Below are 22,487 nucleotides of genomic sequence, written 5' to 3'. Positions count from 1 at the left end.
AGGCCTCACTGTGCCGGCACCTTGTCGAGAAAGCCGGTGACGCTTTTCAGCCGGCCATTTTCGATGACGCCGATATCGGTGCCTTCGATGACGGATTCGGTGCCGTCCGGCCCGAGGTTCCAGGAGAAACGGATGGTATCGGCGAAGCCGTCCGGCTTGCCTTTCAGCGAGAACTTGAAGCCGGCAAAGCGCTGCTGCACGCCGTCGATCAGCGCCGCGATGCCGTCATGGCCGTCGCCCCGCATGATCGGATCGCGATAGCCGACGTCCTCGGTAAAGGTCGCCTCGAGCAAGGCTTTTCTGCGCGCGGCGTCGCTCTCGTTCCAGGCGGCGATGTAGTTTTCGGCAATGGTGTTGAGGTCGGTCATGGTCTGTCTCCTTCGTTGGGTGGCTTTGACATGAGCCTTTTCGACCAGCGTCAGCGCGAAACCAATTACGCCTGAGGTAATCAGGCCGAACCATGCGAGAGGAAAAAAGACATGAGCAGCGGTTTTTTCGGCGACATCCAACAGATCAAATACGAGGGACCGGATTCGACCAATCCGCTGGCCTATCGGTTCTACAATCCCGACGAGATCGTCGCCGGCAAGCGGCTGGAAGACCATCTGCGCTTTGCCGTCGCCTATTGGCATTCCTTCGCCTGGCCGGGCGGCGATCCGTTCGGCGGTCAGACGTTCGACCGGCCATGGTTTCCGAAGGCCGGCGGTACCGACACCATGGAGCTGGCCAAGCTCAAGGCCGACGTCGCCTTCGAGATGTTTTCGCTGCTGGGTGCGCCTTATTTCTGCTTCCACGATGCCGACGTGCGGCCGGAGGGCCGGGACTTTTCCGAAAGTGCGGCGCGGCTCGACGAGATCGCCGATTATTTCTCGGGAAAGATGAAGCAGACCGGCGTCAAGCTGCTGTGGGGCACGGCCAACCTGTTCTCCAACCGCCGCTTCATGTCGGGCGCCGCCACCAATCCCGATCCGGACGTCTTTGCCTATTCGGCGGCGACGGTGAAACACTGCATCGACGTCACCAAGCGTCTGAACGGCGAGAACTACGTGCTGTGGGGCGGCCGCGAGGGCTATGAGACGCTGCTCAACACCGACCTTGCCCGCGAGCAGGAACAGGCCGGCCGTTTCCTCAACCTGGTCGTCGATTACAAGCACAGGATCGGCTTCGAAGGAACCATCCTGATCGAGCCGAAGCCTCAGGAGCCGACCAAGCACCAGTATGATTACGACGTCGCCACCGTCTATGGCTTCCTCAAGCGTTTCGGACTGGAGAACGAGGTCAAGCTCAACATCGAGCAGGGCCACGCCATCCTGGCCGGCCATTCGTTCGAACATGAACTGGCGCTGGCCAATGCGCTCGGCATTTTCGGCTCGATCGACATGAACCGCAACGACTACCAGTCGGGCTGGGACACCGACCAGTTCCCCAACAATGTGCCGGAGATGGCTCTGGCCTACTACCAGGTGCTGCAGGCCGGCGGCTTCAAGACCGGCGGCACCAATTTCGACGCCAAGCTCAGGCGCCAGTCGCTCGATCCGCAGGACCTGCTGATCGGCCATATCGGGGGCATGGACTGCTGCGCTCGCGGCCTGAAGGCGGCAGCGCGCATGGTCGAGGACAAGGCGCTGTCCGCCCCGCTCGCCGAGCGCTATGCCGGCTGGGATTCGGCCGAGGCCAAGGCGATGCTTGCCGGCAAGCGCACGCTGGAGGAAATCGCCGAGCGCGTCGTCAAAGAGAAGATCGAGCCGCAGCCCAGATCCGGCCGCCAGGAATTGCTCGAAAACATCGTCAACCGGTACGTCTGAGGCGTACCCGGTTCGCGGCCGCATTGTTCAGCGGCCGCCGGCTAAGACGGCTTTCTGCGGGGCTGAACCGACGAAGGTTTTGCCCCGTGTGAAACTCGCGTGGCCTGTTCGCTGACCGGGTCTGGCGCGCCTTAGCCGTGATCGAGGCCTCTCAGGTAGGCGCAAAACATGTCGGCCATGGCGTTGGCGTAGACTTCAATCTCCTTGGGGGTTCGAGGCGTCTCCGAGAACTGCTTCCCCACCGTGCTGAGCGTCGTCATGACCAGGTCGCCGGCCAATTCGCGAGTCGCTTGCGCGGCGCTCGGCAACGCCTCCTGCATGAAGAGCTGGATGGTGCGGTCTCCGGACGCCCTCGCCGCCTGCGCCTCGGGCGCGTCGCGGTAAAGCGGGGCGGCGTCGTCGAGCGCCACACGCACCGCAGCCTCCTCACACTCCGAGCGGAGGAAGGCGTGGACCAGGTCGCGCAGCCGATCAAGCGGCGGTTTCCTGATATCCTCGAGGATATCGCGCAGCAAACTGGTCGTCTGCCGCCATTCGTCGCTCTGGAGCCGGAACAGGATCGCCGCCTTGTTCGGAAAATACTGATACAGCGATCCGACGCTGACGCCGGCCTTCTCGGCCACGCGCGCCGTGGTGAAGCGCTGCGCGCCTTCCCTCGCCAAAACCTGAACAGCAGCCTGCAAAATCGCAGCGACGAGCTCCGCCGAGCGGGCCTGCTTCGGCTGTTTTCGCGAGGAAATCCGCGGACTTCGGTTGTCGCTCATTGAGAGCCGCGCCAATGCGATTAGTGAATGCGAATGATTAGTCGTATTTTGAATGTCGCACAAGAACGCATTCAATTCCGACTGGAGACCGATATGACCACACTGACGACAACGCCGCTCGCGCCCCTGCTGGACCGCCTGTTCGAGGAAGCCGCTGCGGCAACAAGCCCTGCAGTGGCGGAACTCTCCGCCGAGGAGCGGATGCGGCTGGTTCGAAGCAAGACCGAATACCTCGATTTCTATGGGCGGCTAAGGGATCTCTGGCTTCCCGTTTCGCGAGAGACCGGCACGCTGCTCTACATGCTGGCACGAGGCAGCGGCGCACGGACGATCGTCGAATTTGGAACCTCGTTCGGCATCTCGACCCTGCACCTTGCCGCAGCCTTGCGGGACAATGGCGGTGGCCGCCTGATCACCAGCGAGTTCGAGCCATCCAAGGTCGCGCGCGCGAGGAGTAATCTGACAGCAGGCGGTCTCATTGACATGGTGGAAACCCGCGAAGGAGACGCGCTGCAAACATTAAGCGTCGATCTTCCCGAAAGCGTCGACCTGCTTCTGCTCGACGGCGCCAAAGCGCTCTATCCCGAGATCTTGAGTCTGGTTGAAAGCCGCCTCAGACCGGGCGCCTTCGTCGTTGCCGACAACGCAGATCTTTGCCCCGAATACCTCGAGCGGGTGCGCTCGACCGGGAGTGGCTACATGTCCACGCCGTTCGGCGAGGATGTTGAACTGTCGATGCGGCTTGGCTGAAGCACTGCCTGACCTGCCGGAACGATCGTGCCCAAGATGGGCGGCGGCGGACAAAACTTTGCCCGGCATCGCCCATCAATCGCCTCGCTCTTGCCTTCAAACAGCCGTCACGAACCTCCTATAGTGTGGTTCGTGGCGGGATTCAGAAAGAAGGAGGCGAAACGATATGCAGCACGAACGCGAAATCGACGCCCTGCTCTCATCTGGCGAGGCTGGATCGATCATCGACCGGCTGATGGCGCTGCCGCACCCGAAACAAGGTGCGCTGATTGCAAACGAATGGGATCGCGCGGTCGCCAGCCGCTTCGAGACCCATCTTGCGAGACAGATGCGCTCGCAGATCGACGGCAGCAGCGACCGCCAGGACGCTGCCTGATCTACCTTTGCCTATGGATGTCGTTATCGCAAAACCGCTACGCACGCTCGGGTCAAGCCCGTGGCCAGGCTTTTGGGCGACATGCATTATCCCCGACGCAGCCTAACCGGCGCTTCGCCGAACGCTCTTGAAAACGCTCTGGAAAATGCCGCGGCGGACGAAAACCCCGTTCGCCCGGCAATGTCCGCCATGGCGATGCGCGTGTCGACCACCAGCCGGCGCGCGGCGCCGAGGCGCAGCCTGAGGTAATAAGCGCCGGGCGTTTCGCCGATCGACTTTCGAAAGATGCTTTCCAGCGTCCGTGCCGTCACCCCGGCGCGCTTTGCCACGGCCGCGATAGTCAGCGGCTGGTCGACATGCGCTTCCATCAGCCGGATGGCTTGCGCCAGCTTGGGATCGTAGCCATCAAGACGGCCGAGCGAGACCAGCGGTTGCGCGTCCGTCGCGGCGCGCGCCTGGTCGTAGATGAAGACGCTCGCGACATCTAGCGCCACGGCCATGCCGAGCCGCGTGCGGATCAGATGCAGCATCAGGTCGAAGGTCGGCGAGGCGCCGCCGGTGGTGAACACCGGGCCATCGATGACGTAGCGGTCGGGGCGCACGTCGACGCCGGGAAAGGCCGACGAGAAATCCTCCATGTCCTCCCAGTGGGTGGTGGCGCTGCGCCCCTCCAGCAGACCGGCGCGGGCAACCAGCCAGGTGCCGGCCTCGACGCCGCCCCAGGCGCGTGCCGCGCGCGCCGCCCGGCGCAGTCCGGACAGCAAGGCCGATGTGGCATGGTTCTGCGAGCCGAAGCCGGCGACGACGACCAGCATATCGGTTGTGTCAGCCGCATCGAAGCGGCCGCTGACCGCCACCGGCAGGCCGCATGTGGTGACCGGCGCCTCGCCTGTCACCGAGACCAGCCTGAAATCGAACAGCGTCTCACCGGCAATGCGGTTGGCGGCGCGCAACGGATCGACGGCCGAGGCGACGCACATGATCGACGAGCCGGAGAATACCAGCAGCGTTACCTTGAGCGGCAAACGCTCGGCCCGAAAGATCGTCGGTTTTTCGTTTTTGGTCACACGATCTTCGTAAAACGCAAAACAGTTTCCGGCAAGTCAGGCATTCTTGCCCTACGTTCTATTGGGAGAGAATCCGATGCCGTTAGCGATGAACCGTGAGGTTTTCATTACCTGTGCCGTGACCGGGTCCGGCAGTTCGCAGGATCGCAGCCCGCATGTGCCGCGCTCGCCCAGAGAGATCGCCGATTCGGCCATCGAGGCGGCAAAGGCGGGTGCGGCGATCGTGCACTGCCATGTGCGCGATCCCGAGACCGGCAAGCCTAGGCGCGACGTGCATCTCTATCGCGAAGTAACCGAGCGCATCCGCGCGGCAGACGTCGACGTGGTGCTGAACCTGACCGCCGGCATGGGGGGTGACATGGTATTCGGCCCGCCGGAGAAACCGCTGCCGCTGAACGAAAAAGGCACGGACATGGGCGGCGCGAGCAACCGCATGGAGCACGTCCGCCAGTGCCTGCCGGAAATCTGCACGCTCGACTGCGGCACCATGAATTTCGCCGAGGCCGACTATGTCATGACCAATACGCCCGGCATGCTGCGTGCCATGGGCGGCATGATGACGGCGCTCGGCGTCAAGCCGGAGATCGAGGCCTTCGACACCGGGCATCTGTGGTTCGCCAAGCAATTGGTCGAGGAAGAAGTGCTGAAGCCGGACGCCTTGGTGCAATTGTGCATGGGCGTGCCGTGGGGCGCGCCGGACGACCTCAACACCTTCATGGCCATGGTCAACAATGTACCGTCGACCTGGAACTGGTCGGCCTTTGCCATTGGCCGCAACCAGATGGCCTATGTCGCGGCCGCGGTGCTGGCCGGCGGCAATGTCCGCGTCGGACTGGAGGATAATCTCTGGCTCGACAAGGGTGTGCTGGCGACCAATGCGCAGCTGGTCGAGCGGGCGGTCAGCATCGTGTCGAATATGGGCGCCAGGGTCATCGGCCCGGACGAAGTCCGCAAGAAGCTGAACCTGACGAAGCGCGCACCGCTTTGAAAAGCCGGTAGCCGGTTGGGAGGAGCCGCCGATGAAGACCGTGAAATTCACCGCCATGAAGGACGGCGACCGCGAGGATTACGCCTTCCTCACCGAGCACGAGATCGACTACGCGGCAAAGACCGGCGAGCGCCTGCTCGACGCGCTCGTCCAGCTTGATGCGGGCCTCTCGGGCTACAAGATCACCCGGCTCGGCCATTCACTGCAAGCGGCAACACGGGCCTGGCGCGACGGCGCCGACACCGACTGGATTGCCTGCGCCTTGCTGCACGATATCGGAGACATCTACGCGCCCTATAACCACGACGAGTATGCGGCGTCGATCCTGAAGCCTTTTGTGCGCGAGCAATGCACCTGGGTGGTGGAAAAGCACGGCGATTTCCAGCGCCTCTATTACGCCCACCACCTCGGCGGCAATCCGCACGCCCGCGACCGTTTCGCCGAGCACATCTACTTCGACGATTGCGATGAGTTTTGCGAACGCTGGGATCAGTCGAGCTTCGACCCGGATTACGAGACATTGCCGATCGATTTCTTCCGGCCCTTCGTGCTCGAAGTGTTCGCGCGCAAGGCCTATGACGCATGCGTGATCCGTGCCGGCGAACGCGTCGCCCTCACCGACCCCGCAACAGCCAGCACCAGAACCGGAGCTTCCGCATGAGCATCATCAACAAAGCGGCCGCCATCGGCGGCGGCGTCATCGGCGCCGGCTGGGTGGCGCGGCTGCTGCTCAACGGCATCGACGTGTCGATCTTCGATCCCGACCCCGAGGCATCACGCAAGGTCGGCGAGGTGATGAAGGGAGCACGACGCGCCTACAAGCAGATGCTGCCCGGCGGCCTGCCGAAGGAGGGCAAGCTTACCTTCGCCAAGACCATCGCCGAGGCGGTCGCCGACGCCGATTTAATCCAGGAAAGCGTGCCGGAACGGCTCGACCTGAAGCACCGCGTGCTGGCCGAGATCGACCTTTATGCGCCGGCCAACGCAATTGTCGGCTCCTCCACTTCCGGCATCAAGCCGACCGACATGCAGGTAGCGATGAAGAAGCATCCGGAGCGGCTGGTCGTCGGCCATCCGTTCAACCCCGTCTATCTGCTGCCGCTGGTCGAGATCGTCGGCGGCGAACAGACCTTTCCCGAGGCGATCGAGGTCGCCAAGGAGATCTATGCCTCGATCGGCATGAAGCCGGTGGTGATCCGCAAGGAGATCGAAGCCTTCGTCGGCGACCGGCTGCTCGAAGCGGCGTGGCGCGAGGCGCTGTGGCTGGTCAAGGACGGCATCTGCACGGTCGAGGAGCTCGACGACATCATGCGCTACGGCTTCGGCCTGCGCTGGGCGCAGATGGGCATGTTCCAGGTCTATCGCGTCGCCGGCGGCGAGGCCGGCATGCGCCACTTCATGGCGCAGTTCGGCCCGTGCCTGAAATGGCCGTGGACCAAGCTGATGGACGTGCCGGAGTTCAACGATGAGCTGGTCGAGCTGATCGCGACCCAGTCGGACGATCAGGCGCACGGTCTGTCGATCCGCGATCTCGAAAAGATCCGCGACGACAATCTGGTCGCCATCATGGAGGCACTGTCGAAGCAGAACAAAGGCAAAGGTTGGGGTGCCGGCGCCTTGCATAAGGACTACACCAGGCAGTTGGCCAAGCTTGCGGCGAAGAAGCCCACCGCCTCCAAGGCGGCCGAAAAGGCCAAGGCTGAAAAGCCGAAGAAAAAGAAGAAAGGCTGAGACCATGGATTTTGGTCTTTCGGAGGAGCAGAAGCTCATCGTCGAGACGACGCGGGCCTTCGTCGAGAACGAGCTTTACCCGCATGAGCGCGAGGTTGAACGCACCGGCGTGCTGCGCCGCGAGCTGATCGAGGAGATCAAGGCCAAGGCGATCGAAGCCGGCCTCTATGCCGCCAACATGCCGGCCGATGTCGGCGGCGCCGGGCTCGATACGGTGACCTGGCTGCTCTATGAGAAGGAACTCGGCCGCGCCAATTACGCACTGCATTGGACCTGCGTGGCGCGGCCTTCGAACATCCTTCTCGCCGGCACGCCGGAGCAGCGCGAAAAATATCTGTTTCCCTGCATTCGCGGCGAGAAATGCGATTGCCTGGCAATGACCGAGCCGGGCGCCGGCTCCGATCTGCGCGGCATGAAGGCAACCGCCGTGCAAGACGGCGACGACTGGGTGCTGAACGGCACCAAGCATTTCATCAGCCATGCGGACCTCGCCGATTTCGCCATCGTCTTCATGGCCTCGGGTGAGGAAGAGTCTTCGCGTGGAAAACGCAAGAAGATCACCGCCTTTTTCGTCGACAAGGGCACTAAGGGTTTCACCGTGCGCGACGGCTACCGCAACGTCTCGCATCGCGGCTACACCAACGCCATTCTCGAATTCGATGATTGCCGGCTGCCGGCGAGCCAGGTACTCGGCGAGGTCCACAAAGGCTTCGATGTCGCCAATTCCTGGCTCGGCGCAACGCGCCTGCAGGTCGGCGCCACCTGCCTCGGCCGCGCCGAGCGGGCGCTTGGCCACGCCGTCGAATACGCCGCGCAGCGCCAGCAATTCGGCCAGCCGATCGGCAAGTTCCAGGGCGTGTCGTTCAAGCTCGCCGACATGGCGACCGAGCTGAAGGCCGCCGACCTGATGGTGTTCGAAGCCGGCTGGAAGTACGATCAGGGTACCGTCACCGACCAGGACATGGCCATGGCCAAGCTGAAGGCCACCGAGATGCTTGCCTTCGTCGCCGACGAGGCGATCCAGATCCATGGCGGCATGGGGCTGATGGACGATTTGCCGCTCGAGCGCATCTGGCGCGACGCCCGCGTCGAGCGCATTTGGGAAGGCACTTCGGAAATCCAGCGCCACATCATCTCCCGGGCGCTGCTGCGCCCGTTCGGGGGCTGAACAGCGCAATGTCTGCATTCCTTCGCGCCCCCCTCAGTCCTATCGGACATCTCCCCCTCAAGGGGGGAGATCGGCCGCCATTCCTGATTTCGCCAGTTATTACCGTTGCATGCCTCGGGCCGGCGGCCCAGCTGCCAATCTCCCCCCTTGAGGGGGAGATGCCCGGCAGGGCAGAGGGGGGTGTTTATGCACAAACTTGAGCGCCTTCTGCGCCCACGAACGATCGCGGTCTTCGGTGGCGCGCAGGCTGCCGCCGTCGTCGCGCAATCGATCAAGATGGGCTTTGCCGGCGAGATCTGGCCGGTGCATCCGAGCAAGGCCGAGGTCGCCGGCCGCAAGGCCTATCGCTCGGTGGCCGAATTGCCCGGTGCGCCGGATGCCGCTTTCGTCGGCGTCAACCGGCACTTGACCATCGAAGTGGTCAAGGCACTGGCCGAGCGCGGCGCCGGCGGTGCGGTCTGCTTCGCCGCCGGCTTCCTCGAAACCGAGGCCTATGACGAGGACGGCGAGCGGCTGCAGGCCGAGCTGGTCGCGGCGGCGTGCCAAATGCCAATCATCGGGCCGAACTGCTACGGGCTCATCAACTACGCCGACGGCGCGCTTTTGTGGCCCGACCAGCATGGCGGCATCAGGCTGCCAGAAGGCGGTCGCGGCGTTGCCATCATCACCCAGTCGTCGAACATCGCCATCAACATGACGATGCAGAAGCGCGGCCTGCCGATCGCCTTTCTGATGACCGCCGGCAACCAGGCGCAGACCGGGCTTTCCGAAATGGCGCTCGGCCTGATCGAGGACGACCGCGTCACCGCGCTCGGCCTGCATATCGAGGCCTTCGATTCGGTAGCCGGCTTCGAAAGGCTGGCGGCACGGGCACGCGAGCTGAAGAAGCCTGTCATCGCCATGAAGGTCGGCCGCTCCGAGCAGGCGCGGCAGGCGACCGTCTCCCATACCGCGTCGCTGGCCGGCTCGGACGCGGCGTCCGGCGCCTTCCTGAAGCGGCTCGGCATCGCCCGCATCGATTCAATTCCCGCCTTCATCGAGGCGCTGAAGCTGCTGCACGTCACCGGCCCCCTGCCCGGCTACCGGCTGTCGTCGATGAGCTGTTCGGGCGGCGAGGCGTCGGTCATGGCCGACAGCGCCGAAGGCCGCTGGGTGACGTTTCCGCCACTCACCCCCGAGCACCGCGCGCATGTCAAATCGACGCTCGGGCCGCTGGTCGCGGTGGCCAACCCGCTCGACTACCACACCTTCATCTGGAACAACGAGCCGGCGATGACCGCCACCTTCACCGCGATGGTGTCGGGGGGCTTCGACCTCAACATGCTGGTGCTCGATTTCCCGCGCCCCGACCGCTGCTCGGACACCGACTGGTGGGCGACGCTGCGCGCCTTCGAAGTGGCGCTGAAGACCAACAGCGCGCAAGGCGCGATCGTCTCCTCGCTGCCGGAGAACCTGCCCGAGGAATACACTGCCGGCCTGATGGCGCGGGGCATGGTGCCGCTGTTCGGCATCTCCGAAGCCATTGACGCCGCCCAGGCGGCGGCCTTCATCGGCTGGGCCTGGCGCGAGCCGCAGGCGCAGCCGATCGACACTTCGGCGTCCGGCGCGCCGGCCGGCGACCATGTCACGCCGGACGAGGCCGAGGCGAAGGCGCGGCTCATCGAGGCCGGGCTCCCCGTGCCGAAGGGCGAGCGCGCCGGCAACGCGGTCGAAGCTGTCATCTCCTCGATGGCGCTCGGCTTCCCGGTGGCGATGAAGGCCCTTGGCGTCATCCACAAGTCCGAGCTCGACGCGGTCCGGCTCAATTTGAGGGATGCTGAATCCGTCAGCACCGCCGCCCACGATCTCGGCCCGCTCGGCACGGGCCTTTATGTCGAGCGCATGGTGCGCGACGGCGTCGCCGAGCTGCTCGTCGGCTTCACCCGCGACCCGATGTTCGGCGCCGTGATGACGCTCGGCACCGGCGGCGTGCTGGTCGAGCTGTTGCGCGACAGCGTCACGCTGATGCTGCCGGCGACCCGCGACGATATCGAGGCCGCTTTGCGTGGGCTGAAACTGTTCCCGCTGCTCGACGGCTATCGCGGTCGGCCGAAGGCCGATGTCGCGGCGGCAATCGATGCGATATCGGGCATTGCCGCTTTCGTGCAGCAAAACGCCGGCGAGATCGAGGAACTCGACATCAATCCGCTGATCGTCTGCACCGAAGGCAAGGGCGCCTGGATCGCCGATGCGCTGCTGGTGCTTGGAGAGAACAAAAATGTCTGACGTCATCACCACCCGCCGCGAGGGCACTATCCTCGAAGTCACGCTCGACCGGCCCAAGGCCAATGCCATCGACCTGAAGACGTCGCGGCTGATGGGCGAGACTTTCAAGGCGTTTCGCGACGATCCCGACTTGCGCGTCGCCATCGTCAAGACCGCCGGTGACAAGTTTTTCTGCGCCGGCTGGGACCTGAAGGCAGCGGCCGGCGGCGACGCTGTCGACGGCGACTACGGCGTCGGCGGCTTCGGCGGGCTGCAGGAACTGCGCGACCTCAACAAGCCGGTGATCGCCTGCGTCAACGGCATGGCGGTCGGCGGCGGCTTCGAACTGGCGCTATCCTGCGACCTCATCTATGCGTCGGACCACTCCTCCTTCGCGCTGCCCGAAATCCGTGCCGGCACGCTGGCCGATGCGGCGACGATCAAGCTGCCGAAGCGCATCCCCTACCATGTCGCCATGGACCTTCTGCTCACCGGCCGCTGGATGGATGTCGCCGAGGCGCATCGCTGGGGCCTGGTCAACGAGGTGCTGCCCAAGGAAAGACTGGAGGACCGCGTCTGGGAAATCGCGCGGCTGCTCGCCAGCGGCCCGCCGCTGGTCTTCGCCGCGATCAAGGAAACGGCCCGGGTCGCAGAATCGCTGACGTTCCAGGACGCCATGAACCGGGTGACGCGCCGGCAACTGTCGACGGTTGACGCACTCTACGGCTCGGAGGACAATCTCGAGGGCTTTCGCGCCTTTGCCGAGAAGCGCGATCCGGTGTGGAAGGGGAAATGAAGGTACAGCCGAAATGACGGCACTCCGTCACACCCCCCTCTGGCCTGCCGGCCATCTCCCCCTCAAGGGGGGAGATCGGATGTCGCTTCGGTTTTCGCCAATCTCCAACGTTGCAAGATGGGCTGCAAGGCCGAAGCTGCCGATCTCCCCACTTGAGGGGGAGATGGCCGGCAGGCCAGAGGGGGGTGTTCACGCGGATTCATTGCGATCCATTCAGCGCCCATGACCGACTACAAAACCCTCATCGACGCCGAGACCTGGGGCTTCATCGAGCGGACTAACTCCTATTATCCGCCCGATACGATCGACTACACCGTCGCCGAGCAGCGCCAGATCTATAACCGGATGTGCCGCGAGTTCTTTGCCGGCTATCCCCAAGGCGTCACGGCGGAAACCACCGCCATTGCCACACCCTGGCACATTCCGATCCGCATCTACCGCGCTCCGGCGCCGGAAACGGCGGCGATGGTGCTTTATTTCCATGGCGGCGGTTTTATCCTCGGCGGGCTCGACAGCCATGACGACCTCTGCGCCGAGCTTTGCAGCCGCACCGGCTACGAAGTGGTTTCGGTCGACTACCGGCTGGCACCTGAACACCTTCATCCGGCCGCCTTCGACGATGCCATCAGCGCCTTCGAATGGGCGGCGGCGACTTACGAGCGTCCTGTCCTGCTCTGCGGCGACAGTGCCGGCGGCAATCTCGCCGCCGCCGTCAGTCACGCAACGCGCGGCCATGCGCGCAAGCCGATCGGCCAGATTCTGGTCTATCCCGGCCTTGGCGGCGACAGCTCCGCCGGTTCCTACGTCACCCACGCGGAAGCGCCGATGCTTACCGCGCGCGACCTCGTTTTCTACAGGGACATCAGGACCGGTGGCGAGGATCGCACCGGCGATCTCACTCTGTGGCCGCTCGCCGACGCCGAGTTCGCCAATCTGCCGCCCACCGTCGTGATCACCGCCGAATGCGACCCGCTGTCGTCGGACGGCGAAGCCTATCGCGACCGCATCGTTGCCGCGGGCGGGCGCGCCTGGTGGCTCGAGGAGCCGGGGCTGGTGCATGGCTATTTGCGCGCCAGGCACACGGCCGGCCGCGCCCGCTCGAGCTTTACCCGGATTGTCGATGCGGTAGCGGTTTTGGGAAGGGGCGAGTGGATCTGGTGAGGGATGTCTTCCCGACCAGAACGGGCCTTTGTCGGCCGGTACAGCTCTATTTGCGGCGGCGTCGCCGGCCGGAAACCTGCTTCAGCCAAGGTCCTAAATGGAAGCCGCTCATCAGCAGGTACATCGGGACCATGCCGTCGAGCGGTGACGCCTCTTGCCCGGTCGAGCACATCATGTCCGGCGCTCCGCCGAGAAGCGTCAGCAGCGCCATGGTTGCGAAGGTCGGCGCGGCCGCAAAGGACAGCCAATCGGCTGCACTATGGTCGGCCGGGCTCGCATCGCCGGTGGATCCGCCTGCATGAATCTCGCTCATGTCCGTAGTCCTGCATAGCGAGCGGGATGCGTCGAATTGAACCGTGCATCCCGCTCCTCCAATTGTCCTGGCTGCATTTCCGCGACGCCAAAGACGTTCTATTCGGTGCGATTCCGGAACGCGGCCTCTCCGGCGTCCGATATCTCGACCCATTTTTTGTCGGGGACGGCTTCGGCGCCGTAATTGTCGTGCCAATTCCACCACTTGTACGTCGGCGTCTGCGGATAGCCCTCGGGCGAATCCTCCCAAATCTCCTGGCGGCCGAGCGGCGACAGGTCGAGATAGCTCCATACGGTCCCCATCGCCTCGTCACCGCGGTTGTTGATGAAGTAGGTGCGGAACACGCGGTCGCCGTCGCGGATGAACACGTTGTGGCCGTGCCACTCGTCAACGCCGAAGTCGGCATCGAAGCTGTCGGTGATGGTGTACCAGGGCATCTTCCAGTCCATCCGCGCCTTCAGCCGCGCAATGTCGGCCTGCGGTGCGCGCGAGGCGTAGGCAAGCGTGGTGTCGCGGGCGTTCAGATGGGCGAGGTTGCCGACCTGGTCCGCCCCCAGCGAACAGCCGCGGCAAGCGTGGTCGGGCCAGCCGAATACGCCGGGCTCGAAGAAGGCGCGGTAGACGATCAGCTGACGGCGGCCCTCGAACAGGTCGAGCAGGCTCACCTTTCCATCAGGCCCTTCGAACGTATAGGTCTTCTCCACCGCCATCCACGGCATCCGCCGGCGCTCGGCGGCCAGTGCGTCGCGAGCCCGGGTCACGGTCTTCTCTTTCACGAGCAGTTGCTGGCGCGCGGCCTCCCACGCGTCAGACGAAACGACCGGTGGTGTCTTCATCGCGAGCCGCTTCGTCTGCTCGCCTGTGCCATTCTGATGTGCCGTCATTGTGCATCTCCTTGCTGGTTTGTCGCCGCAGGCGCGACGTGTTGGGTCGTCAGATAGGATAGGGGCGATAGCGGGTTGGCGAGAGTGACAAGTGTGACGCGATTCCGACGGGTCCGCTGATCACGGCCAATTTCGCCGCCCGCGACGCCCCTGCGCTCATTCGTGCCCGGACTGCTGAATGGGCCGAGCGCCGGCCAGATAGCGGTCATTGTCAAACGGCTCGGCCTGGTTGCTATCCGGACTCCACAGCTGCCGGTGGGTTCGTGTGAGATCGCCGAGGTAGACATGCAGCGCACCCGATCGCGCACCGCCCGTATTCGCAACCGCATGAACGGTATTTGACGCCATGTGCACCACGGCAGGCGCTGCGATGTCCTGCCTTTCGGGAACATCGAGTTCGCTGCCGGCAACGGGATAGATGAAGTTCGTCTCGCTGCCCTTGTAGATGCCGATCAAGGCATCCATCAGGTGGTTATGAGGCGGGTACTGCAGGCCGGGCGACAGCGTGATGTGATAGATCGTCAGGTTCGGGCTCGCATGCAGAAGCACCTCGTCGTCGTCTTCTTCGTGAGCGAGTGTTCCCGATGCGTGAAAGCGGTTGGTATAGTCGCCCAGGACCGTCCTTACCGCTTCGAGGGGATCTGGCCCCTTCGCGGCATTGACGATATCATCGGCAGCAGCGTAGAGAGGCGAGTTGGCGTGTAAAGGCATATCAGTTATCCTCGCTGAGATGCTCAGATCATCAATCTGAGATGCTCACGCTAGCGAATGCTGATGCCAGCGTCAACGGGACAGCCAGACGGACGGAATATGAAAACGACGAAGTTGACCGCCGAACCGGCAAGGCCGGCCACGGTCGAGGCGACAGCACTGTCGGCCGCCGACGTCCTTCGCAGGGAACAGGCATATGAGCAGCTGAGGAACGACATCATTGCCTGCGTGCTGCGCCCCGGTGAAGCGCTGACGGAGAAGCAGATCGGTGACCGGTACCAGATCAAAAAGGCGACCATCCGCGCGGCGCTGGCCCGACTGATGCAGGAAGGGCTGGTCAGGAGCGAACCGCGCCGCGGCTACGTCGTTGCGACGCTTAGCCTGCGGGACGTCAACGAGATCTTCGATGTCCGCAGCTTGATCGAACCGGAAGTGTTCAGGGTGGCGGCATCGAACATGACCGAGCGCGGGCTCGAGGATGTCAGGCTGGCGGCGAAAAAGGTGCTGAAGCCGGAGACGCTACGCAGCCACGTCGCCTTCCTTGCGGCCGACTGTGCCTTTCGTCTGGCCCTTGCGGAGCTCTCGGGAAATTTACGACTGGCGCATCTGCTGGACCAGATACTCGACCAGTCGGCGCGGGTTCTCCACCTCGGCTTCAAGTCCCGCGACTTCACCCAGTTGATCATCGCCCAGCAAAAGGAGCTGGTCCTTGCCTGCGAGGCAGGTGAGGTTTCCGCCATCGTCAAACTTGCCCGTTCGCAGTGCCTGTCTCTCAAGAAGCAGGTGCTCGAGGCTTTGCTTGCCGGTTCCAAGCTTCAAGACGTCAATTTGCAGCCCTTCGCCTAGAGCCGGTTCCGGTTCTCCTGGAACCGGTAACCCGCTCTAACTATCTGTTTTGTCGCATTTATGCGGACGCCAAATGATTCCATTTGGCTGCAAAATGCTCTAAGGGAAGTTGGCCACTCGGTGCGACCCGCCACCTTGGCGCAACGGCCGCCCGCGGGCCTTGTTTCACCCCACCGCGCGTGCCGCCGCCCGTCCGGCACTGCGGCCGGAAAAGATGCAGCCGCCGAGAAACGTGCCTTCGAGCGCTGCATAGCCGTGCATGCCGCCGCCGCCGAAACCGGCGGCCTCGCCCGCCGCGTACAGCCCCTCGACTGGTTGGCCGCCGGCGCCCAGCACGCGGCTGTCGAGGTCAGTCTCCAGCCCACCGAGCGTCTTGCGGGTCAGGATGCTGAGCCTGACGGCAATCAGCGGGCCATTGGCGGGATCGAGCAGCTTGTGCGGTCTTGCGGTGCGGATCAGCCGGTCGCCGAGATAGGCTCGCGCGCCGCGCAACGCGGTAATCTGCATGTCCTTGGAGAACGGATTGTCGAGCTGCCGGTCGCGGGCGCGGATTTCGCGCTCAACCTGCGCCAGTTCGAGCAGCGGCTCGCCGCCGGCCACTGCGTTCATGCGGGCGACCAGCGCCGGCAAATCAGGCTCGACGATGAAATCCTCGCCCTTCTCCATGAACGCCTTGACCGGCGCGGGCACGCCGCTGGTGGCGCGGCCGAGCACCTGGCGCCAGCTCTTCCCCGTCAGATCGGGGTTCTGCTCGGAGCCCGACAGCGCGAACTCCTTCTGGATGATCTTTTTGGTCAGGATGAACCAGGAATGATCGAAGCCGGTGCTCATGATGTGGCTGAGCGTGGCCAACGTGTCGAAGCCGGGATAGAGCGGCACCGGCAGGCGCTTGCCGCGCGCGTCGAGCCACAGCGATGACGGGCCGGGCAGGATGCGGATCGCATGATCGGTCCAGATCGGTGCCCAGTTCCTGACGCCCTCAACATAGTGCCACATGCGGTCGCGGTTGATCAGCCGGCCGCCGGCGGCTTCGGCGATCGCCAGCATGCGGCCGTCGACATGATCGGGAACGCCAGTGATCATGCGTTTCGGCGGCGCGCCCATCCGCTTCGGCCAATTCTCCCGGACCAGCCGGTGATTGGCGCCTATGCCGCCGGAGGCGACGATGACGGCCTGCGCCTTCAACTCGAAATCGCCGGTGATCTCGCGCGAGCTCTTGCGGCCGCGCTCGGCATCGCTCGCCGCCAACAGGTCGCCGCGCACGCCGTCGACGACGCCGCCCGTCCGCGTCAATTCGTTTACCCGGTGACGGAATTTGAAGCGGATCAGCCCGCGTTTCTCGGCCTCGCGCACGCGCTGCACGAACGGTTCGAGCACGCCAGGGCCGGTGCCCCAGATGATGTGGAAGCGCGGCACCGAATTGCCGTGGCCGACGGCATTGCCGCCGCCGCGCTCGGCCCAGCCGACCACCGGAAAGAATTTCAGGCCGCGCTGCATGAGCCAGGAGCGCTTCTCGCCGGCGGCGAAGCCGAGATAGGCCTCGGCCAGCGGCGCGGCCAGAGATCTTCCGTGCGGTCGAAGGCCGCGGTGCCCAGCCAGTCCTCGAGCGCCAGCTCATACGAATCGCGGATGCGCATGCGCCGTTGTTCGGGCGAATCGACAAGGAAGATGCCGCCGAGCGACCAGAATGCCTGGCCGCCAAGCGACTGTTCCGGCTCCTGCTCGACGATGATGGTCTTCTTGCCGGCCGCAGTCAGTTCGGCCGCCGCGACAAGGCCGGTAAGGCCGGCGCCGACAATGATCACATCCGCATCGTCGGACATCTATTTGGCCATGATCTTGTCCAAAAACCGGCCCCCCTTTTTGGGACATGGCCGGCCTAGACTGTTTCCCAGCCTTCCTTCTCGCCGGCGCGGAAGATGGCATCGATGACCTTCTGGTTGAGCACCGATTCTTCCAGAGTGAAGACGCGGTCCTTGCCGCCCTGCGCAGCCCACGCGAAGGCCTCGACTTCCAGCCGGTATTGCTGCGTGCCGGGAAAGCGGAACACCTGCGCCTCGCTGTGGTTCTGGTTGTGCAGCTCGACGCGGTGATGGTCGTAGAGCCCGGCGTTGAACGGTGAGAACACCTCGATGAAGCCCTTCTCGCCGTGGAAGACCATCACCTGGCGTGCCGCCATCTGCGTCGACAGGTAAAACGACAGCTCGAAGTCGCCGAAATCGGCGCGGATCGAGGAATAGATGTCGGTGCCGAATGTCTTGTCGCGCTCGATCGTCGCCTGGACGCGCAGCGGCTCCTTGCCGGTCGAAAAGCGCGTCGATACCGTCGGATAGACGCCGATGTCGGGCAGCGCACCGCCGCCGAGATCGAGCTTGTTGCGCATGTTGTTGGGGTCGACATTGTAATAGGAGAACGCGCCCTGGACATGGCGCAGCCGGCCGATGGCGCCGTTGGCGATGAGGTCGCGCACCTTGATCCATTGCGGATGGTAGACGACCATGAAGGCTTCGCAGACCAGCACCTTCCTGGCATCGCGCAGCTTGATCAGCGGCGGAATGTCCCTGGCATCGAGCGCCAGCGGTTTTTCGACCAGAACATGCTTGCCGGCCTCGATCGCCTTGGCCGTCCATTCGACATGCTGCGAGGTCGGCAGCGGAATGTAGACGCCGTCGATGTCGCTGGAGGCGAGCAGCTCCTCATAGGAGCCGAACGCGTGGCGCGCACCGAAGCGTTCGCCCAGCGCCCGCGCTTTCGACAGATCGCGGCTGGCAATCGCGGACAGCACGCCGTTCTCCGCCTCGACGATTGCCGGCAAAAGCTGCTCGCGGCCGATCTTGGCCGTCGACAAAACACCCCATCGGAACATCAGATTTCTCCTCTCGATTGCAGGCCTGGAGGTTTGCCCTAATTCAGGAGAAAAGCCAATGCGGGAGCATGGTTCCTCGCCCCACGAAGTGGGGAGAGGTGGCCCGGCGAAGCCGGGACGGAGAGGGGTCTTCGTGACGGGCTGGAATTCGCTGTTTAAGGGCGGCGCCTGATAGGCTTCGTATTATGGCCCGTCTCGCGCTCAGTCCCTTTTAGGAGTCTGACTTCGCGACCGTCGTCCCCCTCTCCGTCCCGGCTTCGCCGGGCCACCTCTCCCCCGCACCGCGGGGGCGAGGAACCCAGGTCCTGCAGCGATGGTGAAATCGCAGGAAGAACCGCTCAACCCCTTCTACCCGTCAGCGTCATGTCGAAATCGACGACGTTGGAATAAATCGGCGTGCCGACATCCATGCCGTAGCGCGACCGCAGCACCTTGCCGGTGACGTGGAATTTTATCGTGCCCGCCCGGAGGCCGCCGAGCTCGGCCGTGAATTTTTCCTGAAAGGTCTTGCCGCGCGCCGTCAGCCGGCCGGTGACAAGGGCCGACGTGTCGCCGGTGCGTTTGACGCTGGTCGAACGGAACTGGATCTCCGGATTGTTGGCCGCGTCGAAAACGGCGTCCGAGCGGAGAAAGGCATCGATGCGGCTTTGGCCGGTACCGACGCTTTCGGGGAAGATGGTGAAATTGACCCGGGACCGGCCGACATCACTGTTGTCGATGAGGATACTGCCCTTGAAGCGGGAGAAGGCACCGTCGAGCCCGCCGCCGCCGAGCTTGGCGATGGAGAAATGGATGCTGGAACTCCCCGGGCTGATCGTGTAGCTGCCGGCCGCCTCGCCAAGGGCAACGGCGGCGAAAACAGGCATGGCAAAACAAGCGGCGGCTGCCGCAAATCCGAAGATGCGCGCGTACATGGAAATGGTCCTCTTGGCAGGCAACGCTTTCTTGCGTCCTCGCCCCATCAACGAATGAGCCGTCCGCTCTATTCCCTGTCGTGATGTGACGAAGCCGTGATCATGCGCGTCAGCACGGTATCCCTCAGCCAGAAATGATGGCGCAGCGCTGCGGCGAGATGCAAAGCGACAAGTCCGATGCCGGCATAGGCGAGATACCAGTGCGTCGCTGCCCAGAAGCTTTCTGCCGTGTCCGATTCACCGAGCGGCAGATTGGGCATGACGAACAGATTGAACGGCACGCTCGGGATCTCCAGCACCGAGACCGAGACCAGCGCCCAGCCGGACAGCGGCAGAGCGAGCTGAAACGCATAAAGCGCGAGATGGACCAGCGGCGCCATCCGGCGCTCGAAAGGGCCGACCGAGCGCGGCAGCGGCGGGGCCGGTCTGCCCAGGCGCCAGGCGATGCGCAGGATGACCAGTCCAAGCAGCAGGAAGCCGAAGGATTTATGCAGCTGGATCAGCTCGAAGGCGGTGCGCTGGCTGGACAGCCGCACCATGACGAAGCCGAGCACGAACTGGCCGATAAAGAGCGCCGCGATCAGCCAGTGAAGGATGATCGCCGTCCAGCCGTAGCCGGCCGTCTGGTTTTTGGGCAGTGCTGACATGGTCGGTGAACGAATGCCAGGTCGGCTTTCTTCCACCTCTCCCTTGTGGGGAGGGTTGGCTTACTCGCCGACCTTGAAAAAATCGACAAAGGCCCTGAGCGCCGGCCGCATCTGGCGGCGGCTGGGGTAATAGACGAAGAAACCATCGAAGCGCGGGCACCAGTCCTCCAGCACGCGAACGAGCTTGCCGCCGGCGAGCGGGTCGCGGACATAGTCCTCGAACACGAAGGCGAGCCCGGCGCCGTCGACCGCGGCATTGGCAATCAGATGGTCCTCGTCGAGGATCAGCGGCCCTTGCACCGGGATTTCGATCTCCTCGCCGTTTTTCTCGAATTCCCAGCGGTAGAGAATGCCGCTGGAGAAGCGGAAGCGGATGCAGCGGTGAGCGGCGAGATCGCGCGGATGCTGCGGCTTCGACCTGGTCTCGAAGTAGGATGGCGTGCCGACCACCGCGCCGCGAAGGTCTGGTCCGATGCGCACTGCGATCATGTCGCGCTGCAGGCTCTCGCCCAGCCGCACACCGGCATCGAAGCCGCCCTCGACGACGTCGGTGAAGCGGTCCTCGATGACGATCTCCAGCACGATGTCGGGATAGGCAGCAGCAAAGGCGCCGAGCCTTGGCGTCAGCGCCAGGTGGGCGGCGGTGCGCGGCACGGTCAGCCTGAGATTGCCCGCCGGCCGGTGGCGCGCCTCGATTGCCGATTCAAGCGCAAGGTCGATTTCCGACAGCGCCGGCCTGAGGCGCTCGAGCAGTTGCGCGCCCTCCTCGGTCGGAGCGACGCTGCGCGTGCTGCGCGCCAGAAGGCGCACGCCGAGGCGCGCTTCGAGGCTGGACACCGCGTGGCTGACCGCCGACGGCGCGATTGCCAGTTCCTTGGCGGCGCCGCGAAAACTGCCGCATTGGGCGACCATTGCCAGTACCGCGAGCTGTGAAAGATGGGTTCGCTTCATTGATCTATTTCTTGGAACAGCCCGTGCAATTGAGAGCCGATTATCGAACTCGGCGCAAGACGCTATCTCTGCGGCATCACAACCATCACAACAAGGAGACACGTGATGCAAACCCGCAAGCTTGGCAATGAACTTGACGTCTACCCGGTCGGCCTCGGCTGCATGGGGATGAGCTTTGCCTATGGTGGCCAGCCGGAGGCGGAGGCGATTGCCACGCTGCGCCATGCCGTCGAGATCGGGGTCAATTTCTTCGACACGGCCGAGGTCTATGGCCCTTACGAGAACGAGATCCTGGTCGGCAAGGCGCTGAAGCCGGTGCGTGACAAGGTGACGATCGCAACCAAATTCGGCTTCAAAATCCTCGAAGAAGGCAGCGGCATGGAGCGCATGGCCGGTGTCGATAGCCGCCCGGAGCATGTCAAGGCCGTGGCCGAAGCGTCATTGAAGCGGTTGGATACGGAGGTGATCGATCTCTATTACCAGCACCGCGTCGACCCCAACGTGCCGATCGAGGATACGGTCGGCGCCATGGCCGAGCTGGTGCGCGAGGGCAAGGTGCGGGCGCTCGGCCTGTCGGAGGCGAGTGCGGCGACCATCCGCCGGGCGCATGCCGTGCACCCGATCGCCGCCGTGCAGAGCGAGTATTCACTGTGGAGCCGTGATCCGGAGGAAGGGGTGTTTGCTGTCTGCCGTGAGCTCGGCATCGGCTTTGTCCCCTATAGCCCGCTCGGCCGCGGCCTGCTCACCGGCACGATCGCCAAGCCCGATGTTCTCGGCGCCCACGACTGGCGCCGCGGGTTGCCGCGCTTCCAGGCCGACGCCATGGCGGCCAATGCGGCGGTCGTCGCCGTGCTGGAAAAGATGGCCGCCGGGAAGGGCGTGACGCCGGCGCAGCTGGCGCTCGCCTGGGTGCTGCATCAGGGCGACTTCATTGTCCCGATCCCTGGTGCGCGAAAAATGCGCCATCTGGAGCAGAATACGGCGGCAGCCGATATCGTGCTGAGCCAGCCCGAGGTGGCATCCATCGGCGACGCCCTGTCGCCGGAAAAGGTGGTCGGCAAGCGCTATACCGAGGAGCTGCTGGCCCTGGTTAACGGGTGAACGGCAATCGACGGCGTAATCGAAACGGGGCGTTTGGGCACCCCTTTTTGACTAGTACGGTGCGATGCAAAGCGTTGTGAGACCTCGGGATAGTGATGGGGTGGACGCCCCCTCGACGGCATCGATGTGCCAGAATGGTGGTGTTTGACAGCCACCGTAAGAGAGGGAGCGTCCACAATGGAAGTTAACACGATCGGATTGGACCTAGCGAAGAATGTGTTTCAGGCGCATGGAGCCGATGCGGCGGGCGCCATTGTTTTCCGCAAGCAACTGCGACGCGACAAGGTGCTTGCGTTTCTCGCTGGGCAGCCGGCCTGCTTGGTCGCCATGGAGGCCTGTTCTGGGGCGCATCACTGGGCGCGCGAGATCGGCAAGCTCGGGCACACCGTTCGTCTGATCCCGCC

The 22,487-nt window shown here is 64.1% G+C and carries 22 protein-coding genes and 2 pseudogenes; 13 read left to right on the top strand and 11 right to left on the bottom strand.

Annotated features, from left to right (window positions below):
• Window positions 1-5: 5 nt before the first annotated feature.
• Window positions 6-368 carry a nuclear transport factor 2 family protein gene (locus NKH30_RS30835; protein WP_352997846.1) on the bottom strand — a complete coding sequence of 121 codons (363 nt, stop codon included), beginning with the start codon at window positions 366-368 and terminating at the stop codon, window positions 6-8.
• A gap of 111 nt (window positions 369-479) precedes the next feature.
• On the opposite strand from NKH30_RS30835, the gene xylA reads away from it, so the two are divergent.
• Entirely contained in the window at window positions 480-1,805 is a 1,326-nt protein-coding gene (xylA, locus tag NKH30_RS30830) for a xylose isomerase (RefSeq protein ID WP_352782230.1), read from the top strand.
• A 131-nt stretch (window positions 1,806-1,936) separates the two neighbouring features.
• Here xylA and NKH30_RS30825 read toward each other — a convergent pair whose 3' ends face one another.
• Window positions 1,937-2,569, bottom strand: a complete 633-nt coding sequence (locus NKH30_RS30825; protein WP_352454840.1) for a TetR/AcrR family transcriptional regulator — start codon at window positions 2,567-2,569, stop codon at window positions 1,937-1,939.
• Between the two features lie 93 nt (window positions 2,570-2,662).
• Between NKH30_RS30825 and NKH30_RS30820 the strand changes: the two genes are divergently transcribed.
• Both NKH30_RS30820 and NKH30_RS30815 read left to right on the top strand, forming a co-directional pair.
• Window positions 2,663-3,319, top strand: a complete 657-nt coding sequence (locus NKH30_RS30820; RefSeq protein WP_352748847.1) for an O-methyltransferase — start codon at window positions 2,663-2,665, stop codon at window positions 3,317-3,319.
• Window positions 3,320-3,485: 166 nt separating this feature from the next.
• Window positions 3,486-3,695, top strand: a complete 210-nt coding sequence (locus NKH30_RS30815) for a hypothetical protein (RefSeq protein WP_352970064.1) — start codon at window positions 3,486-3,488, stop codon at window positions 3,693-3,695.
• Between the two features lie 86 nt (window positions 3,696-3,781).
• Here NKH30_RS30815 and NKH30_RS30810 read toward each other — a convergent pair whose 3' ends face one another.
• A complete protein-coding gene (locus NKH30_RS30810) occupies window positions 3,782-4,762 on the bottom strand; it encodes a GlxA family transcriptional regulator (protein ID WP_352970066.1) in 981 nt (326 codons plus the stop codon).
• A 76-nt stretch (window positions 4,763-4,838) separates the two neighbouring features.
• On the opposite strand from NKH30_RS30810, the gene bcoG reads away from it, so the two are divergent.
• The 7 genes from bcoG to NKH30_RS30775 all read left to right on the top strand — a co-directional run bounded on the left by bcoG (window position 4,839) and on the right by NKH30_RS30775 (window position 12,850).
• Window positions 4,839-5,750 carry a 3-dehydrocarnitine:acetyl-CoA trimethylamine transferase BcoG gene (bcoG, locus tag NKH30_RS30805; RefSeq protein WP_352970068.1) on the top strand — a complete coding sequence of 304 codons (912 nt, stop codon included), beginning with the start codon at window positions 4,839-4,841 and terminating at the stop codon, window positions 5,748-5,750.
• A 31-nt stretch (window positions 5,751-5,781) separates the two neighbouring features.
• Window positions 5,782-6,411: an HD domain-containing protein gene (locus NKH30_RS30800; protein WP_352454777.1), complete on the top strand. Its 630-nt coding sequence runs from the start codon at window positions 5,782-5,784 to the stop codon at window positions 6,409-6,411.
• Window positions 6,408-7,481, top strand: coding sequence for a 3-hydroxyacyl-CoA dehydrogenase NAD-binding domain-containing protein (locus NKH30_RS30795; RefSeq protein ID WP_352970070.1), 1,074 nt, complete (start codon window positions 6,408-6,410; stop codon window positions 7,479-7,481). Before NKH30_RS30800 ends, NKH30_RS30795 begins: the two co-directional genes overlap by 4 nt.
• A gap of 4 nt (window positions 7,482-7,485) precedes the next feature.
• Window positions 7,486-8,649, top strand: coding sequence for an acyl-CoA dehydrogenase family protein (locus NKH30_RS30790; protein WP_352970073.1), 1,164 nt, complete (start codon window positions 7,486-7,488; stop codon window positions 8,647-8,649).
• 186 nt (window positions 8,650-8,835) lie between these two features.
• Window positions 8,836-10,914: an acetate--CoA ligase family protein gene (locus tag NKH30_RS30785; RefSeq protein ID WP_352997844.1), complete on the top strand. Its 2,079-nt coding sequence runs from the start codon at window positions 8,836-8,838 to the stop codon at window positions 10,912-10,914.
• Window positions 10,907-11,689 (top strand): carnitinyl-CoA dehydratase, encoded by a 783-nt coding sequence (locus NKH30_RS30780; protein ID WP_352472543.1) that lies wholly within the window; start codon window positions 10,907-10,909, stop codon window positions 11,687-11,689. Before NKH30_RS30785 ends, NKH30_RS30780 begins: the two co-directional genes overlap by 8 nt.
• A 222-nt stretch (window positions 11,690-11,911) precedes the next feature.
• Window positions 11,912-12,850 carry an alpha/beta hydrolase gene (locus tag NKH30_RS30775; protein ID WP_352501130.1) on the top strand — a complete coding sequence of 313 codons (939 nt, stop codon included), beginning with the start codon at window positions 11,912-11,914 and terminating at the stop codon, window positions 12,848-12,850.
• 46 nt (window positions 12,851-12,896) lie between these two features.
• Here NKH30_RS30775 and NKH30_RS30770 read toward each other — a convergent pair whose 3' ends face one another.
• The 3 genes from NKH30_RS30770 to NKH30_RS30760 form a co-directional block, all read right to left on the bottom strand.
• Window positions 12,897-13,163, bottom strand: a complete 267-nt coding sequence (locus tag NKH30_RS30770; protein WP_352682188.1) for a hypothetical protein — start codon at window positions 13,161-13,163, stop codon at window positions 12,897-12,899.
• 98 nt (window positions 13,164-13,261) lie between these two features.
• On the bottom strand, window positions 13,262-14,047 hold the full coding sequence (locus tag NKH30_RS30765; protein ID WP_352997842.1) for a DUF899 domain-containing protein: 786 nt from the start codon (window positions 14,045-14,047) through the stop codon (window positions 13,262-13,264).
• A 156-nt stretch (window positions 14,048-14,203) separates the two neighbouring features.
• On the bottom strand, window positions 14,204-14,758 hold the full coding sequence (locus NKH30_RS30760) for an autotransporter (protein ID WP_352929262.1): 555 nt from the start codon (window positions 14,756-14,758) through the stop codon (window positions 14,204-14,206).
• A gap of 99 nt (window positions 14,759-14,857) precedes the next feature.
• Here NKH30_RS30760 and NKH30_RS30755 point away from each other — a divergent pair, with 99 nt between their 5' ends.
• Entirely contained in the window at window positions 14,858-15,604 is a 747-nt protein-coding gene (locus NKH30_RS30755) for a GntR family transcriptional regulator (RefSeq protein WP_352743890.1), read from the top strand.
• Window positions 15,605-15,769: 165 nt separating this feature from the next.
• Here NKH30_RS30755 and NKH30_RS30750 read toward each other — a convergent pair.
• The 5 genes and pseudogenes from NKH30_RS30750 to NKH30_RS30730 form a co-directional block, all read right to left on the bottom strand.
• Window positions 15,770-17,427: pseudogene (locus NKH30_RS30750) on the bottom strand (FAD-binding dehydrogenase).
• Between the two features lie 56 nt (window positions 17,428-17,483).
• Window positions 17,484-18,470 (bottom strand): Gfo/Idh/MocA family protein, encoded by a 987-nt coding sequence (locus NKH30_RS30745; RefSeq protein WP_352472550.1) that lies wholly within the window; start codon window positions 18,468-18,470, stop codon window positions 17,484-17,486.
• Window positions 18,471-18,808: 338 nt separating this feature from the next.
• Window positions 18,809-19,384, bottom strand: coding sequence for a YceI family protein (locus NKH30_RS30740; RefSeq protein WP_352472551.1), 576 nt, complete (start codon window positions 19,382-19,384; stop codon window positions 18,809-18,811).
• Window positions 19,385-19,452: 68 nt separating this feature from the next.
• Window positions 19,453-20,031 carry a cytochrome b gene (locus tag NKH30_RS30735; protein ID WP_352472552.1) on the bottom strand — a complete coding sequence of 193 codons (579 nt, stop codon included), beginning with the start codon at window positions 20,029-20,031 and terminating at the stop codon, window positions 19,453-19,455.
• 60 nt (window positions 20,032-20,091) lie between these two features.
• Window positions 20,092-20,982: a LysR family transcriptional regulator gene (locus NKH30_RS30730; RefSeq protein ID WP_352540002.1), complete on the bottom strand. Its 891-nt coding sequence runs from the start codon at window positions 20,980-20,982 to the stop codon at window positions 20,092-20,094.
• A 105-nt stretch (window positions 20,983-21,087) separates the two neighbouring features.
• On the opposite strand from NKH30_RS30730, the gene NKH30_RS30725 reads away from it, so the two are divergent.
• Both NKH30_RS30725 and NKH30_RS30720 read left to right on the top strand, forming a co-directional pair.
• Complete coding sequence (locus tag NKH30_RS30725; protein ID WP_352997839.1) at window positions 21,088-22,083, top strand: aldo/keto reductase; 996 nt, start codon at window positions 21,088-21,090, stop codon at window positions 22,081-22,083.
• Between the two features lie 177 nt (window positions 22,084-22,260).
• Window positions 22,261-22,487, top strand: a pseudogene (locus NKH30_RS30720) (IS110 family transposase); the annotation flags it as partial.

It is taken from the genome of Mesorhizobium sp. M1273, assembly GCF_040318195.1.
Classification (GTDB): domain Bacteria; phylum Pseudomonadota; class Alphaproteobacteria; order Rhizobiales; family Rhizobiaceae; genus Mesorhizobium.
This window is presented reverse-complemented; position numbering and strand designations above follow the sequence as displayed.

What these genes read in the sequence shown, in the direction of transcription:
- NKH30_RS30835 (WP_352997846.1), bottom strand. Translation starts at nt 368, where the DNA reads ATGACCGACCTCAACACCATTGCCGAAAACTACATCGCCGCCTGGAAC.
- xylA (WP_352782230.1), top strand. Translation starts at nt 480, where the DNA reads ATGAGCAGCGGTTTTTTCGGCGACATCCAACAGATCAAATACGAGGGA.
- NKH30_RS30825 (WP_352454840.1), bottom strand. Translation starts at nt 2,569, where the DNA reads ATGAGCGACAACCGAAGTCCGCGGATTTCCTCGCGAAAACAGCCGAAG.
- NKH30_RS30820 (WP_352748847.1), top strand. Translation starts at nt 2,663, where the DNA reads ATGACCACACTGACGACAACGCCGCTCGCGCCCCTGCTGGACCGCCTG.
- NKH30_RS30815 (WP_352970064.1), top strand. Translation starts at nt 3,486, where the DNA reads ATGCAGCACGAACGCGAAATCGACGCCCTGCTCTCATCTGGCGAGGCT.
- bcoG (WP_352970068.1), top strand. Translation starts at nt 4,839, where the DNA reads ATGCCGTTAGCGATGAACCGTGAGGTTTTCATTACCTGTGCCGTGACC.
- NKH30_RS30800 (WP_352454777.1), top strand. Translation starts at nt 5,782, where the DNA reads ATGAAGACCGTGAAATTCACCGCCATGAAGGACGGCGACCGCGAGGAT.
- NKH30_RS30795 (WP_352970070.1), top strand. Translation starts at nt 6,408, where the DNA reads ATGAGCATCATCAACAAAGCGGCCGCCATCGGCGGCGGCGTCATCGGC.
- NKH30_RS30790 (WP_352970073.1), top strand. Translation starts at nt 7,486, where the DNA reads ATGGATTTTGGTCTTTCGGAGGAGCAGAAGCTCATCGTCGAGACGACG.
- NKH30_RS30785 (WP_352997844.1), top strand. Translation starts at nt 8,836, where the DNA reads ATGCACAAACTTGAGCGCCTTCTGCGCCCACGAACGATCGCGGTCTTC.
- NKH30_RS30780 (WP_352472543.1), top strand. Translation starts at nt 10,907, where the DNA reads ATGTCTGACGTCATCACCACCCGCCGCGAGGGCACTATCCTCGAAGTC.
- NKH30_RS30775 (WP_352501130.1), top strand. Translation starts at nt 11,912, where the DNA reads ATGACCGACTACAAAACCCTCATCGACGCCGAGACCTGGGGCTTCATC.
- NKH30_RS30770 (WP_352682188.1), bottom strand. Translation starts at nt 13,163, where the DNA reads ATGAGCGAGATTCATGCAGGCGGATCCACCGGCGATGCGAGCCCGGCC.
- NKH30_RS30765 (WP_352997842.1), bottom strand. Translation starts at nt 14,047, where the DNA reads ATGACGGCACATCAGAATGGCACAGGCGAGCAGACGAAGCGGCTCGCG.
- NKH30_RS30760 (WP_352929262.1), bottom strand. Translation starts at nt 14,758, where the DNA reads ATGCCTTTACACGCCAACTCGCCTCTCTACGCTGCTGCCGATGATATC.
- NKH30_RS30755 (WP_352743890.1), top strand. Translation starts at nt 14,858, where the DNA reads ATGAAAACGACGAAGTTGACCGCCGAACCGGCAAGGCCGGCCACGGTC.
- NKH30_RS30745 (WP_352472550.1), bottom strand. Translation starts at nt 18,470, where the DNA reads ATGTTCCGATGGGGTGTTTTGTCGACGGCCAAGATCGGCCGCGAGCAG.
- NKH30_RS30740 (WP_352472551.1), bottom strand. Translation starts at nt 19,384, where the DNA reads ATGTACGCGCGCATCTTCGGATTTGCGGCAGCCGCCGCTTGTTTTGCC.
- NKH30_RS30735 (WP_352472552.1), bottom strand. Translation starts at nt 20,031, where the DNA reads ATGTCAGCACTGCCCAAAAACCAGACGGCCGGCTACGGCTGGACGGCG.
- NKH30_RS30730 (WP_352540002.1), bottom strand. Translation starts at nt 20,982, where the DNA reads ATGAAGCGAACCCATCTTTCACAGCTCGCGGTACTGGCAATGGTCGCC.
- NKH30_RS30725 (WP_352997839.1), top strand. Translation starts at nt 21,088, where the DNA reads ATGCAAACCCGCAAGCTTGGCAATGAACTTGACGTCTACCCGGTCGGC.